This is a genomic window from Pseudomonas lactucae, assembly GCF_016937615.1.
Classification (GTDB): Bacteria; Pseudomonadota; Gammaproteobacteria; order Pseudomonadales; family Pseudomonadaceae; genus Aquipseudomonas; species Aquipseudomonas lactucae.
In genome coordinates this window covers 1-14,851 of record NZ_JAFHKI010000044.1, presented here as the reverse complement: position 1 = coordinate 14,851, position 14,851 = coordinate 1, and the positions used below count along the sequence as shown (strand labels likewise).

At 60.4% G+C, this 14,851-nt stretch carries 11 protein-coding genes and 1 pseudogene; 6 read left to right on the top strand and 6 right to left on the bottom strand.

The features are described from left to right. Positions 1-18 precede the first annotated feature (18 nt). Positions 19-918, bottom strand: coding sequence for a homocysteine S-methyltransferase family protein (locus JWR98_RS08725; RefSeq protein ID WP_078735280.1), 900 nt, complete (start codon positions 916-918; stop codon positions 19-21). Between the two features lie 113 nt (positions 919-1,031). On the opposite strand from JWR98_RS08725, the gene JWR98_RS08720 reads away from it, so the two are divergent. Both JWR98_RS08720 and JWR98_RS08715 read left to right on the top strand, forming a co-directional pair. Continuing rightward, positions 1,032-1,853 carry an ABC transporter substrate-binding protein gene (locus JWR98_RS08720; protein ID WP_003176997.1) on the top strand — a complete coding sequence of 274 codons (822 nt, stop codon included), beginning with the start codon at positions 1,032-1,034 and terminating at the stop codon, positions 1,851-1,853. Beyond that, positions 1,850-2,620: an amino acid ABC transporter permease gene (locus tag JWR98_RS08715; protein ID WP_078735281.1), complete on the top strand. Its 771-nt coding sequence runs from the start codon at positions 1,850-1,852 to the stop codon at positions 2,618-2,620. Before JWR98_RS08720 ends, JWR98_RS08715 begins: the two co-directional genes overlap by 4 nt. A gap of 3 nt (positions 2,621-2,623) precedes the next feature. Here JWR98_RS08715 and JWR98_RS08710 read toward each other — a convergent pair whose 3' ends face one another. Then, positions 2,624-2,902, bottom strand: coding sequence for a helix-turn-helix domain-containing protein (locus JWR98_RS08710; RefSeq protein WP_205489774.1), 279 nt, complete (start codon positions 2,900-2,902; stop codon positions 2,624-2,626). After that, a complete protein-coding gene (locus JWR98_RS08705) occupies positions 2,899-4,239 on the bottom strand; it encodes a type II toxin-antitoxin system HipA family toxin (protein WP_205489773.1) in 1,341 nt (446 codons plus the stop codon). Before JWR98_RS08705 ends, JWR98_RS08710 begins: the two co-directional genes overlap by 4 nt. 222 nt (positions 4,240-4,461) lie before the next feature. On the opposite strand from JWR98_RS08705, the pseudogene JWR98_RS08700 reads away from it, so the two are divergent. From JWR98_RS08700 to JWR98_RS08690, 3 genes and pseudogenes are all read left to right on the top strand, one after another. Further along, a pseudogene (locus tag JWR98_RS08700) lies at positions 4,462-7,426 on the top strand (autotransporter outer membrane beta-barrel domain-containing protein). A 111-nt stretch (positions 7,427-7,537) separates the two neighbouring features. After that, positions 7,538-8,842, top strand: a complete 1,305-nt coding sequence (locus tag JWR98_RS08695; RefSeq protein WP_341870865.1) for an autotransporter outer membrane beta-barrel domain-containing protein — start codon at positions 7,538-7,540, stop codon at positions 8,840-8,842. A 298-nt stretch (positions 8,843-9,140) separates the two neighbouring features. Then, positions 9,141-10,076, top strand: coding sequence for a hypothetical protein (locus JWR98_RS08690; protein WP_205489771.1), 936 nt, complete (start codon positions 9,141-9,143; stop codon positions 10,074-10,076). A 74-nt stretch (positions 10,077-10,150) separates the two neighbouring features. Here JWR98_RS08690 and oadA read toward each other — a convergent pair whose 3' ends face one another. Both oadA and JWR98_RS08680 read right to left on the bottom strand, forming a co-directional pair. Further along, on the bottom strand, positions 10,151-11,959 hold the full coding sequence (oadA, locus tag JWR98_RS08685) for a sodium-extruding oxaloacetate decarboxylase subunit alpha (protein ID WP_078735286.1): 1,809 nt from the start codon (positions 11,957-11,959) through the stop codon (positions 10,151-10,153). 11 nt (positions 11,960-11,970) lie between these two features. Beyond that, complete coding sequence (locus JWR98_RS08680; protein WP_010565910.1) at positions 11,971-13,386, bottom strand: acetyl-CoA carboxylase biotin carboxylase subunit; 1,416 nt, start codon at positions 13,384-13,386, stop codon at positions 11,971-11,973. A gap of 195 nt (positions 13,387-13,581) precedes the next feature. Between JWR98_RS08680 and JWR98_RS08675 the strand changes: the two genes are divergently transcribed. Beyond that, on the top strand, positions 13,582-14,556 hold the full coding sequence (locus JWR98_RS08675) for a LysR family transcriptional regulator (protein WP_078735288.1): 975 nt from the start codon (positions 13,582-13,584) through the stop codon (positions 14,554-14,556). On the opposite strand, the gene JWR98_RS29345 is transcribed toward JWR98_RS08675, so the two are convergent. Next, positions 14,486-14,683 carry a PA3496 family putative envelope integrity protein gene (locus JWR98_RS29345; protein ID WP_078735289.1) on the bottom strand — a complete coding sequence of 66 codons (198 nt, stop codon included), beginning with the start codon at positions 14,681-14,683 and terminating at the stop codon, positions 14,486-14,488. The genes JWR98_RS08675 and JWR98_RS29345 overlap by 71 nt on opposite strands. Between the last annotated feature and the right edge of the window lie 168 nt (positions 14,684-14,851).

Genomic DNA, 14,851 nt, shown 5'->3' with positions numbered 1-14,851 from the left:
GTTTTGATCAGTGGGAAGTCAGTTGCTCAGGCGCTGGGCCAGCACCGCAATGTGCTCTGGCCCGATGCCGCAGCAGCCGCCCAGATGACTGGCGCCGCGGGCTTTCCAATCAGCAGCCCAATGCAGATAACCCGGCGGGTCGAGGTCGTCGCGCAGCGGGTCCAGGCCATCGTTGGCCGTGGCTTCCTTGGGCTGCGGCGGGAAGGCGTTGGCGTAGGCACCGATCTGGATCGCCACGCCCAATCGCGCGAAGGTGTCACGCGCCGCGTCGATGGCCGCGCCGATCACTTCCGGCTGGCTGCAGTTGAACAGCAATACCTGCACGCCCAATTGCGCAGCCGCCTCGGCCGCCTGCGCCACGGGCTCGCCCGAACGCAGGCGCGGTACGTCGTCGGTGTCTTCGTCTTTCAAGGTAAACGACAGCCAGAACGGCTTGCCATCCGCCGGTAAACCGGCCTGGATCGCCCGCGCCTCGGCAATTGAACTCTGGGTTTCGGCCAGCCACAGATCGACATGCGGTGCCAGGCCCCGCACCAGCGGTGTCAGCAGTTCGGTGACGCGCTCAGCCTTAAACAGGTCAGGGCGATAGGAGCCAAACAGCGGCGGCAGCGACCCGGCCACACGCACGGCCTTGCCGGAAGCGTCCACCGCACGTCGCGCCAACTCCCCCGCCAGTGCCGCCAGTGCCTGGCCTTCGGCGGCAAACCGCGCCTCACCGATATGGAACGGCACCACCGCGTAGCTGTTGCTGGTGATCACGTTGGCGCCGCTGTCGATATAGGCTGCGTGCACGGCCTCCACTGCCTGCGGCGCTTCGCTCAGGGCCAGCGCCGACCACTCCGGCTGGCGGAACGGTGCGCCACGGCGTTGCAGTTCACGGCCCATGCCGCCATCGAGAATTACAGTTTCTGCGGCCATATTCTTTTTACTCATAAGCTTATGAAAATAACTCACTATGAGAGTCGTTCTTATAACTATTTAATGCGTACCACCCGGTTAATAACAACCTCTTTTTTATTCAGGTGTCGATTTTGAAACTTAAACCGCTACTGGCCCTGGGCCTGACGATGCTGGCTGCTTCTACCCAAGCCTTTGGCGGTGCCACGCTGGATCGTGTCGAGCAAAAGAAAGAACTGGTCGGCGTGCTGATGGAAAGCTATCCGCCGTTTTCCTTCCTCAACGACCAGAACCAACTCGATGGCTTCGACGTCGACGTGGCCAAGGCTGTGGCGCAAAAGCTGGGCGTGAAGCTGCGCCTGGAAACGCCATCATGGGACGTGATCGCCGCCGGCCGCTGGAGCGGGCGCTACGACATTTGCATCTGCTCGATGACCCCGAGCAAGGCCCGCGCCGAGGTGTTTGATTTCCCGGTGGAGTACTACGCCTCCCCCGCCGTGATCGTGGTCAACGCCACGGACGATCGCATCCACAACGCTGCGGACCTGAGCGGCAAGAAAGTCGGCCTCACCAGCGCCTCCAGCTATGAAAGCTACCTGAACAAGAACCTGGTGATCGAAGGCGCCGAAGACAAGCAACTGCGATACCCGTTCGAGAATGTACAGATAGCCCCCTACGACACCGACAACGTGGCGTTCCAGGACCTGGGCCTGGGTGCCGGCGTGCGCCTGGATGCGATCCTCACCAACCTGGTCACGGCCCAGCCGCGCCTGAGTCAGGACAAGCGCTTCAAGCTGGCCGGCGAGCCGCTGTACTCGGAGCCCAACTCGGTGGCCATCGAAAAAGGCGACCCACAATGGGACAGCAAGGTGCGTGAAGTCTTCGCCCAGCTGAAACAGGACGGCACCTTGAGCATGCTGTCGCAGAAATGGATCGGCGCCGATATCAGCCAATGAGCTTTCGCATACGGCTTTACCTGACCTGGACGGCGCTGTTCGCCCTGTTTGCCGGTTTTTTCCTGAGCTTTGACCTGAAGTTCTCGATCATCCTCGACAAGCTGCCCAACCTGGTCGGCCTGCACCTGGCGCCCAATGGCTTCCTGCAAGGCGCGGCGCTGACCGTGTTCTTGTGCCTGTGCGCGATTGCCGCATCGTCGGTGCTGGGCTTTATCACCGCCCTGGGGCGCCTGTCGAAAAGCGCGGTAGCGTTTGGCATTGCCACATTCTACGCCTCGTTCTTTCGCGGCACGCCGCTGCTGATCCAGATCCTGCTGATCTACCTGGGCTTGCCGCAACTGGGCCTGGTACCGGGCGCCATCGTCGCCGGGATCATCGCGCTGTCGCTGAATTACGGCGCCTACCTGAGCGAAATTTTCCGCGCCGGTATCCTCGGCGTGCCCCACGGCCAGCGCGAAGCCGCCCTGGCGCTGGGCATGCGCGACAGTACGATCTTCTGGCACGTCACCCTACCCCAGGCCATGCGCACGATTATTCCGCCGGCCACCAACCAGTTCATCTCGATGCTCAAAGACTCGTCGCTGATCTCGGTGATGGGCGTGTGGGAAGTGATGTTCCTGGCGCAATCCTACGGACGCTCAAGCTACCGCTACATCGAGATGCTCACCACGGCGGCGATCATTTACTGGGTGATGTCCCTGGGCCTGGAACTGATCCAGGCGCGGATGGAGCGGCATTTCGGCAAGGGCTACGTGCGGCGCGGTTGACGGTCAGAGTCTGTTGCGCCGTACCTTGATCACGCCCATCTGCAAACCGAAGGGCCGAAATACGGCATTCAGCGATTTCAGGGTTGGGTTGCCCTCGCCATGTTCGATATGCACCAGGGTGCGCACCGAAATTTTGCACATTCTGGCGAACTGGCTTTGGTGCAGGCCGGTCACTTCGGTGCGCAGGCGGCGTACGGCGGCGCCCAGCTCGAGCGAGCCATCGGCCAAGCCTTGTTCGACGCTGCCGATCAACAGCGCACGGGCGTCCATGCTGATCGTCATCTCAACCCCCACTGTTTGAGGCGCAGGTCCAGTTTCCCTAATGGGATGCTTGGGTGATTCAAGGTCACAGCGGGCACGCCACTGGCCACCAGAAGATCCGGTAATGCGCGCAGGTGCTCGGCTGTTTGTCGCAGGCTTTCAAAGCTCTGCTCGGGGTCGACGAGGTCGGCCAGAGCCTCGCATACCGCTCTCCAATTGATATCCCCGGCGATTTCCAAGGGTTTGGGCCATTTGGTGGTTCGAGTGACTGCTTCAGCATCCATTACCATGGGCGCCAAATCATAAATGGGGGCTAGGCGCAGCGCTTCGGGTTCTCGGATGATCGACGTATTACGACCGTGGTTATCCGAATTACCCAGCACTTTATTCAACAAATCCCGGCGCAGGTACTCTGCAACCAGATCTGCGACTTGGTCCTCTTGCCCCACGGCTCGCCATTGAGCAACCAACAGCCTCACCACTTCCAGATGATCCATGTAGCTGCCAGGGTTCGTCACGCCGGCCAAGGAATAGATCGACTCGACGGCCAGCCGCTCAACACCGCCCTCACCCAGCCTGCGATCAAAACGATGCATCCACAGACTGGGTTTTGTCGCCTCTTCCAGCGCCAGCCCGTCGGTGGCAACCGTTTCGATGCCAAGAGACTCAAGCGCCCGGTAATAGTGGTACTCGCTTCTCAGGATATCTTGATCAGTCTGCGTGGCCTGGTTGCGCGCGAACTTGATGAACCAGTGCTGAGCGACGTCATCGTCATTCAGGATCGCGTCTGGGTACAACAAGCCATCTACGCCTTGGGTCATCAACAATTTCGGTGCCTCGCCACCTGCTCCGGTAGCGCCGCCTATGGCAGCACCTTGTTCATAGGCATATTCCAGGAAGCGGTTATCGCGACTGATGACATCATGCCGTGCAAATCCCATCGGCATTTCACCGCCCAGGGCTTGTATGGACTCCTTGATCCGCATGTTGCCAATTGGCGCTGGCGTACTGCGCCCCAGCAAAAACAAATCGACATCGATGGCCTGGGGGTTCTCACGAGCAAGACGCTGCATCAAAAAGCGCTTTGCCGCGCCGGCTGGCGCGATATCGTGCAAAAAAGCGGGGGCTGACTTGAGCACTGTAACGTCCCAATCCAGTGGGAACCGGGCACTGACAGCGGTGCAGAAAGGCTGCTGGATATCTTCGAGGTGATCGACAAGATAATCCTGGCGGTAATGAAACCTGCAGGGCCCGACAAAACCTTTTTGCGGTTCAGGAAACTCAAGTCGCATAGCATCACGCCAGAGCCCGGCGGTGAAAATCTGCAGCGTCAAAGAGTAAGCGGTGTCTTTATGCAATTTAGTGCACCTGCTAAGCGGCGACGAGAGGAGCAACTGCAATATAGTGCATTTCTTATCAATAGATAGGCTTATATACGCATTAAAATGCAGATATAGACGTCAGTTATCTGAAAATATGCAATTTAATGCAGACATTTTAATCGTCATTTTTGCGACACATTCCTGCAACTCCCCTCCGCTATGCAGGTCGACTCGCTTGCCATAACAAGGTCGTCCAGCATGCCCCCATGTCCTCAACGCCTCGCGCTCGCCATCACCCTGTTGGCCAGCGGCGGTTTCATTGAAGCAGCCGCAGCCAAGACCCTGCAGATCGACACGCCTACCACCCAGGGGCAAACCTTGGGTGGCAGTGATACGTTGACCACGTCGGCGCCTGGCAGCATTACAACCTCTGGGGTGGCGGTGACGCTCAAGGACGGCACCCGCGGTGCAGGGGTGGTAGTGACTAACGCGGGCAAGCTGGTCTCCAGTGGCGGTCGGGGTATCGACAGTTCGGGGAGTGTCAGCGGGGAGCGCAGGTACAGCATCTACAACCTCGCCGGCGGGGTGATCCAAGGCGCCAATGATGCGTTGCGCATCAACAGTAACTTTGCCAGCGGCAGCGTGCTGATCGACAACAGTGGCACCATTCGCTCGGCCACCGGCCAAGGGCTGGACCTGGATGCGCTGCGCAGCAGCAACGTCACCACCACCATCATCAACCGTGCCGGTGGTTTGATTCGCGGGGAGGCCAGCGACGGCATGAAGACCGGCGCCAACGCCTCTATCACTAACTACGGCGAGATTTCCACCGGCAACACCTTCTCCCGCGATGACAAGTTCGATGGCGTGGACATCGACTCCGCCAGCGGCGTGACGGTCACCAATTACGGCCTGATTTCCGGTGGCCGCCATGGCATCACCACGGACGAGGGTGCCACGCTGACCAACTACGGCACGGTGATCGGCCGCAACGGCTCGGGCTTTGGTTCCGATGGCGACGGCACTGTGATCAACCACGGCACCATCACCGGCGCGTTCTCCGGGCTACAACCGGATGGCGACGGTGACGGTGTGGACATCGACAGGATCGCCCATATCGAAAACTACGGCGTCATCCAGGGTGTCGGCGCCGGGGGTGTCGACAAGAACGGCTTCGCCAACGGTAGCGAAGGGATCGCCTTGGGCGGTGGCGCTATCTACAACGCCAAAGGCGCGCTGATCAGTGGTGCCAACAATGCCATCCTGGTGGACGACGGCAGCGACGGGCCGGGGCTCGCGGCTACCACCCTGGAGAACCACGGCACGATTCAGGGCCTGGATGGCTTTGGCGTGAAGTTCGTCGGCAACTACGCCGACACGGTCATCAATAGCGGCACGATCAGCGCCAGCAATGGCCTGGCCCTGGACTTGGGCGGCGGTGACGACCACCTGATCTTGCGCAATGGCAGCCGCTTTATCGGCACGGTGGACGGCGGCAGCGGTTACGACCGACTGACCCTGGATGACGTCGCAGGGGGCAGTTTTGGCGATAGCCGCAACCTTGAATGGCTGGAGGTCAAGCAAGGCACCTGGACGTTGACCGGCCAGGGTGATTTCAGCGACGGCGGCAAGATTTCCAGCGGTGCCAAGCTGGTCAACCAAGGCGGCATTGCCGGTAATGTGACGGTCGATGCAGGCGGCGTGTATGCCGGCGGCGGCTCGGTGGGCAGCCTGCTGGTGAACGGCACCCTGCAGACCAACACCGCCTTGGGCACCGCCACCATCACCCGTGACTTGCGCATGGGCAGCAGCTCGACCCTCGCCTATGGCGTCAACGCCGACGGCAGTAGCGCACCGATCAAGGTCGGCGGCACCGCTTACCTTAATGGCGCGACCCTGGCGGTCAACCCCGGCGAAGGCACCTACCCGTGGCAAAGCCATTACAGCGTGCTGCAAGCCGGCAGCATCAACGGCACGTTTGGCAAGGTCACCAGCGACTACGCCTTCCTGATCCCAACCCTGGACTACAGCGCCACTCAGGTCGGTCTCACGTACACACGTAACGACATCGCCTTCAACCAGTTCGCCAGCACCGCCAACGGTGCCAGCGCCGCCAGCAGCCTGGCGGGCCTGGGCACGAACAATCCGCTGTACAACGCCCTGCTCAATATCACCACCGCCACAGCCGGTGCAGCCATCGAGCAACTGGCGGGCAGCAGCACTGCCAGCCTCACCAGCGCCACCCTCAATGCCAGTGCTCAAGTGGGCAACAGCATGCTCGCCGCCATGCACCAGGTGGGCGGCGGTGCGGGACTGCTGGTGGGGCTGGACGGCAAAGACACACCCGCACTGGCGGCCACCGGCGTACCCGCCGAGGTGCGCAACCTCAATGACCCGAACGCCCGCGGCCGCCTGTGGCTGCAAGGTATCGGCAGCTACGGCAAGCTCGACGGCGAGCACGGCAGTAACGGTTTGACCCAACGCACCAACGGCACAGTGCTCGGTGCCGATTGGGCGCTGGACGGCAACTGGCGCCTGGGTGTGCTGGGGGTTATTTCAAGACCGACCTGGACACCACCGGTGTGGACGGCAGCGTCGACAGCTGGCACGCCGGCGTCTATGCCCTGCGCCAGAGTGGCCCACTGGCCTTGCGCCTGGGTGCTGCCTACAGCGGGCACCAAGGCGACAGTAAACGCACGGTGGCCTTCAATGGTTTTAACGACCGCCCCAAAGGCGACTATGACGCCAACAGCCAGCAAGCTTTTGCTGAACTGGGCTACGCCCTTGGCACAGGTCGCTTGAGTGCAGAGCCGTTCGCCAACCTCGGCTACCAGCGCTACCAGCGCGACGGCTATAACGAAAAAGGCGGCGCCGCTGCGTTACACGTCAAGGGCCAGACCCAGGACAACTTCAGCAGCACCTTCGGCCTGCGCCTGGCGCACCTGAGCCAGCTGGACAACAGCGTCAGCCTCACACCCCGCGCCAGCGTTGGCTGGAAGCACACCTATGGCGATGTCGACAGCACCACCGGCCAGGCTTTCCTGGCGGGGGCACGGCGTTCAATGTGCAAGGCAGCGCCCTGGATCGGGACAGCCTGTTGCTGGAAGCGGGCCTGGACTTGGGCTTATCCGCCCGCCATCGCCTGGGCCTTGGCTATACAGGCGAAGTGGGCAGCAACAGCCGCAACCATTCGCTGACCGGCCAATGGCAGATGAGTTTTTAATCGCACCGTACTAGAGACAACTCCCGCAAATCAGGGGTCGATGGCCTGACAGTTATCCCCCCCTCACCTCGCCTAAATTCCCGGCCTCATTAATCAAGAGGTTGGGACTGCATGCCATTCACCTTACAGCGACTCGTGCTCGTCATGTCCTTCGGGCTGGCCGCCAGCACCATTCAATTTGCCCAAGCGCAGGAAAGCGTGGAACACGTGTTCGATCGGTCCGGGATCACAGAACTGGCCGGGTCAATCAATCGTGACGGCGTCTTGCATCGCCTTTCGACAGACGCCCCCGTCGATTTTTATCTGGCCGAACACACAAACACTCGCAACGGCCAGCGCCTGGCCCTGGCCGTGGACGCGGCGGTCAAATCGCTACTTGAATCAGACAAACTTACCCCCTGGGACAGGTACGAACTGGACAATATCGGCGAATACCTCAATAACCTCGCGCCGGGGAAGGTCGCTCAGGCCCTCGAACAACTCGCGGGCAGCCAGAATGCCAACCTTGCCGCAGCCACCCAAATGAGCACGCAACAGGTCAGCGACACGCTGCTCTCGGTCCTGCGCGACCTGCCAGCAAACGTCGCAGACGATGCCAATGGCCGCCTCTGGGTAAAAGGCCTCAGCCACAACGGCAAACTTGATGGCCAATATGGCAGCGTCGGGTTGCAGCAAAGCACCAAGGGCGTTGTTCTGGGCGCCGACTGGGCAGTCGATCACGCTTGGCGTGCCGGTGTGGTGGGAGGCGAATCCGAAAGCGAGTTTGAGCACAAGCGTTTCAAAGCAGCGCTCGACAGCTGGCATCTGGGCGCATACGCCGTACGCCAGGACGGCCCGCTGGCTCTGCGCCTGGGTGCCATCTACAGCAACCATGACGGGCAAAACAAACGCGGTGTCGATATCGACTTCTTGGGTTATCGCGAGCAACTCAAAGGCAAATACACGGCCCAAAGCCAAACCGTGTTTGGCGAAATGGGCTACCAGCTTGGCAAGGATACGTTAAGCGTCGAGCCGTTCGCAGGCCTGGGGTACCAGCGCTACCATCGTGAAGGCTTCAAGGAAAAAGGCGGCTTTGCGGCGTTGAATGTCGGTGCGCAAACCCAGCAAAACCTCAGCAGCACCCTGGGGCTTCGCTTGGGCAGCCTTTATCGTTTTGATAACAAAATGAGCCTGTCCCCGCATTTGAGCACCCACTGGAAGCACCTCTACGGCGACGTGCAAAGCAGCGTGAAGCAATCTTCCCGACTGATTGACCTGACCGGAGAAAAGAGTGATTTCACCGTCGATGGCGTCTCGCTGAACCGCGACAGCCTGGCCCTGCGCACGGGGTTGGACATAGGCCTTTCTGCTCATCAGGCACTGAGCGTCGCGTACACCGCTGAGGTCGCAGTAACAGCCGTAACCATGGGCTGGTAGGCGAGTGGAAGATGGGGTTTTAAGACAGCAACTGAGGAAACTTCACGCTCAAGCCGGTTACAACGCCTGACATTAAGCCGGTGATTTTGCTCGCTACACTCCGGCCTCCTACACCGAAGAGGCCGGAAACCATGATCTCGCCATTGCCGTCACCCCGGCCACACCATCGCAACCACCTGTACACCCGCCAGCGATGTCTGGCGAGCTCAAGACTGCCCATAGCCAACCGTCCAATGGCTTGCTCAATACCCATACCATCAAACTCATGACTACCCCAGGCTCAGCGAGCAGTCACGGTATGAATATCGACCACTTGGCCAAACTGACCCAAAGCGACGCCAATCTGGCTAACCCCCACCTCATGACAGCCGTTGAAATCGTCAACAGCCCGGATGTACAGATCAAGGCGCCTGTTCATGGCTTGGTCAGCTCCGGGCTCTCCTCCGTCTGGCTGGATAACCGAGGGGGCATCACCGGTGCAACAGGCACGGGTGTGAAGCTGGACGGGAATAAAGCCGATGAAGTGACCAATCAGGGCGTTATCACCGGCGGCAACGGCGTAGCCCTCGACATGGGAGGCGGTGACGATCTGTTGATTATCAAAAAAGGCAGCCGTTTCAACGGCGAAGTGGATGGGGGCAGTGGCACCAATCAGGTGATTCTCGACGATGCTGAAGGAGGGACTTTTGAAGGGGCGACAAGAATGCAGCATCTGTGGGTCGGCAAAGGCTCCTGGGAGCTGACCGGTGCACTGCACGCCAACCGACAAGGCAAGGTGTACAGCGACGCGACGTTGATCAACCGTGGTGGGATCAAGGGCACAATGGATATCGAGCCGGGCGCGAGCTACTCCGGCGGTAACGTCGACAATCTTAACGTAGCCGGCACCCTGCTGCTCGACCCCGCGATTACGGCGCGGACAAGGATCACCAATGATCTGAATCTGAAACCAGGATCGAGCGTGAATTTCAAAATCGGCGTGGATCAACAGCACTCTGTGCTGAACGTCGGCAACACATTAACGTTGGGGAACCCCACCCTGCACCTTGACGTACAGCCAGAGAGCGACGAGTTGCTCAAGCGCCAGCTACCCATCGCCAAAGCGACCACCATTGATGGGAGGTTCGGCGCCATCAGCAGCAACCTGACCTCCCTGGAACCTGAATTGATCTACACCCCGAAGGGCATTTTTGTCGAATTCAAACGCAAGGAGAGCCCGGCAATCACCGCCTGATAGTCAAAAAATCAGCAAAAAAAAGGGGGCACATGCCCCCCCGAGGTTTAAGCGGTAGTTGGAAGGCTGAGTAATCAGCCTTCGATCTCAATCAGGATTTCCCCAGGGTTCACCCGGTCGCCCTTCGCCACATGAACAGCGGTGACCTTGCCGGCAATCGCTGCCTGCACTTCGGTCTCCATCTTCATGGCTTCGGTAATCAATACGGCCTGGCCGGCCTTGACCACGTCGCCGACCTTGACCAGCACATCGACGATATTGCCCGGCATCGCCGTGCTGACATGGCCCGGTTCGGTCGCGTGCTTGCGCTTGCTGCCGCCGCTGCTGACAAATTCGTTTAGCGGCTCGAACACCACTTCTTCCGGCATGCCGTCGATGGACAGGTAGAAGTGACGCTTGCCTTCGGCCTTTACACCGACACCGGTGATATCCACACGGTAGCTTTCGCCGTGCACGTCGATAACGAATTCGGTCGGTACACCTTCACCGCCGGCAGGGGCAACACCGCCCGCCTCCGGAATCGGCAGCAGCACTTCCGGCGCCAGGGTGCCGGCGTCGCGTTCTTCGAGGAACTTGCGGCCAATGTCCGGGAACATGGCGTAGGTCAGCACGTCTTCTTCGGACTTGGCCAACGCGCCGATTTCACCGCGCAGCTTGGTCATTTCCGGCTTGAGCAGGTCAGCCGGGCGTACATCGATCACCTCTTCGCTGCCGATGGCCTGGCGACGCAGTTTCTCGTTCACCGTACCCGGTGCTTTGCCGTAGCCGCCTTGCAGGTAAAGCTTCACTTCGTTGGTGATGGTCTTGTAGCGCTCGCCGGCCAGTACGTTGAAGAACGCCTGGGTGCCGACGATCTGAGAGGTCGGGGTCACCAACGGCGGGAAGCCAAGGTCTTCACGCACGCGCGGAATTTCGGCGAGCACTTCGCTCATGCGGTTGAGGGCGCCCTGTTCCTTGAGCTGGTTGGCCAGGTTGGAAATCATCCCGCCGGGCACCTGATTGACTTGCACCCGCGTGTCGACGGCGGTGAATTCGCTTTCGAACTGGTGGTACTTCTTGCGCACGGCGTAGAAGTACAGGCCGATCTCTTGCAGCAGTTCCAGGTCGAGGCCGGTGTCGAACTCGCTGCCTTTAAGCGCGGCGACCATCGATTCGGTACCCGGGTGGCTGGTGCCCCAGGCGAAGCTGGAGATGGCGGTGTCGATGTGGTCGGCACCGTTTTCGATGGCCTTGAGTTGGCACATCGCAGCTAAGCCTGCGGTGTCATGGGAATGGATGAAGATCGGCAGGCTCTGCTCGGCTTTCAGCGCCTTGACCAGTTCACCGGTGGCGTACGGGGTCAGCAGGCCGGCCATGTCCTTGATCGCAATCGAGTCGCAGCCCATGGATTCCAGTTGCTTGGCCTGGGCCACGAAAGCCTCGACGGTGTGCACCGGGCTGGTGGTGTAGGCGATGGTGCCCTGGGCATGTTTGCCGGCAGCCTTGACCGCTTCGATGGCCACGCGCAGGTTACGCACGTCATTCATCGCATCGAAAATGCGGAATACGTCGATGCCATTCACGGCGGCCTTGGCGACGAACGCTTTGACCACGTCGTCGCTGTAATGGCGGTAGCCCAACAGGTTCTGGCCGCGCAGCAACATCTGCAGGCGGGTGTTGGGCAACGCGGCGCGCAGTTGGCGCAGGCGCTCCCACGGATCTTCCTTGAGGAAGCGCACGCAGGCGTCGAAGGTCGCGCCGCCCCAGACTTCCAGGGACCAGTAGCCGACTTTGTCGAGCTTGTCGCAGATCGGCAGCATGTCGTCGGTGCGCATGCGAGTCGCCAGCAACGATTGGTGAGCGTCGCGCAGGATGGTATCGGTTACGAAGATCTTTTTAGTCATTGGAATATTCCTCACAGGCCTGCGTGGGCGGCGATGGCGGCGGCGATGGCCAGGGCCAGCTCTTCGGGTTTGCGCTTGATCGAGTAGTTGGTCAGCTCAGGGTGGCTTTCCACGAAACTGGTGTTGAACTGGCCGCTGCGGAATTCCGGGTTGCGCAGGATTTCCTGGTAATAAGCTGCGGTGGTCTTCACGCCTTGCAGGCGCATGTCGTCCAAGGCCCGCAGGCCGCGATCCATGGCTTCTTCCCAGGTCAACGCCCACACCACCAACTTGAGGCACATGGAGTCGTAGAACGGTGGGATGGTGTAGCCGGTGTAGATCGCCGTGTCGGTACGCACGCCGGGGCCGCCGGGCGCGTAGTAACGGGTGATCTTGCCGAAGCTTGGAAGGAAGTTGTTCTTCGGGTCTTCGGCGTTGATACGGAACTGCAGCGCGAAGCCACGGTGCTGGATATCTTCCTGCTTTACCGACAGCGGCAGGCCCGAGGCGATGCGGATCTGCTCGCGAACGATGTCGATCCCGGTGATTTCTTCGGTGATGGTGTGTTCCACCTGCACCCGGGTGTTCATCTCCATGAAGTACACCTCGCCCTCGGCGAGCAGGAACTCCACGGTGCCGGCGTTCTCGTAGCCCACGGCCTTGGCGGCGCGCACCGACAGGTCGCCGATGTAGGCGCGCTGTTCAGGGGTCAGCTGTGGGCTGGGGGCGATTTCGATGAGCTTCTGGTTGCGGCGCTGGATCGAGCAATCGCGCTCGAACAGGTGCACCACGTTGCCAAAGCTGTCACCGAGGATCTGCGCCTCGATGTGCTTGGGATTGACGATGCATTTTTCCAGGAACACTTCCGCCGAACCGAAGGCCTTGGTGGCTTCGGAGATCACGCGAGGGAAGGCTTGTTCGAGTTCTTCGCGGCTGTTGCAACGACGAATACCGCGACCTCCACCACCGGAGGTGGCCTTGAGCATCACCGGGTAACCGATACGGTCGCCTTCGGTAAGGGCTTCGGCGATGTCGGCGACGTTGCCTTCGGTGCCGGGGGTGACCGGCACGCCGGCCTTGATCATGCTGCGGCGCGCTTCGGTCTTGTCGCCCATGCGGCGGATCACTTCAGCGGCCGGACCGATGAACTTGATTCCGCGTTCGGCGCAGATGTCCGCAAGTTCCGCGTTTTCAGAGAGGAAACCGTAGCCAGGATGCAGCGCATCACAGCCGGTTTCCACGGCCAGATTCACCAGCTTGCGCGGGTTGAGGTAGCCGGCCAACGGCTCGGCGCCAATGCTGTGGGCTTCGTCGGCACGCTTGACGTGCAACGCATGACGGTCGGCGTCGGAATACACCGCGACCGAGCGAATGCCCATCTCGGCGCAGGCACGCACGATTCGTACGGCAATCTCACCACGGTTGGCGATCAGGATCTTTTTTATCACTTGGAAATTCCCTTGAGCCGATGCTGCGTTCTTCTACCCGCTGGAGCCGGGTCGGCGCGTGACTAAATGTTTCATGACAGTCGCGAGACACACACTAAGCCCGCTGATGGATTAACAAAAATCAATAATTATTGGGTCGGGCATAAGTAAAGACTTATAGTTGGCCGGTCAGCCTGGCACGGAAGTAGGAAAATAATGCGTAAGTCATTGATGCGCATGACATTGCGTCAACTGCAGATCTTTAATGAAGTGTGCGATTTGCGCTCGTACAGCCGCGCGGCCGAAGAAATGTCGCTCACACAACCGGCCGTTAGCCTACAAATTCGTCAGTTGGAAGAGCTGATCGGTCAGCCACTGTTCGATTACGTCGGCAAAAAACTCTACATGACCGAGGCCGCCGAAGCCCTGCAGCGCGCCAGTCGCGACATCTTCGGCCGCCTGGAAAACCTCGATATGCAGTTGTCGGACATGCAGGGCTCATTGCAAGGCCAGCTCAAGCTGGCGATTGAATCCAGCGCGAAGTACTTCGTCCCGCATTTGTTTGCCGCGTTCAAGCGCCAACACCCCGACGTGCAACTGCACCTGACCGTGGTCAACCGCGCCCAAGTCATTCGTCGCCTCTCCGACAACCGCGACGACCTGGTGATCATGTCGATGGTGCCCCAGGACATGGGCCTGGAGTTCCTGCCGTTTCTCAACAACCCCATCGTTGCCGTGGCGCTGCCGGATCATCCCTTGAGCCTGCAAGGGCCGCTGCGCCTGCAGGATCTGGAACCCTACACCCTGCTCATCCGCGAACCGGGCTCCGGCACGCGGCTGGCGTGTGAGGAATACTTCAAGGAAAAACGCGTGCACTTCACCCAGACGCTGGAAGTGGCCTCGGCCGAGGCGCAGCGTGAATGCGTATGCGCGGGGCTGGGCGTGGCGTTGTTGACGCGCCACGCCCTGAACCTGGAACTGGCCACCGGCGGGCTCAAGGAGCTGCCGGTGGAAGAGCTGCCGCTGTACCGCAGTTGGTGCCTGGTGCAGGCCAAGGCCAAGCGCCTGTCACCGGTGGCCCATGCGTTCCTGGGCTTTATCCGCAGCGAACGGGTGCAGATCAGCGCGCTGGCTGAGCGCTTCGCTGGGCAGCCGCGGGTGCCTGCCAGTGCAGTTCGGGATAGTCACTGATGCTCTGGAGCAGCTGGCGCTGATCGCAGCGGTCTTCGATTGCGCGACGGAACGCCATGCGGCGCTGGTCTTCCTGCTGACGACGGGTTTTGACGCAGCTGTTGCTGTCTTCGTAGGGCCGGGCCATTTGGAGTCTCCCAATGCGATTACGGGAGTACAGAGTGGTCTTTAGGGATGACGCGACGATGACAGCCTGATGAAGATTCTGGACACGCTGGAGATCAAAATGTGGGAGGGGGCTTGCCCCCGATTACGGTGTGTCAGTCTCGGATATGTCGACTGATCCACCGCTATC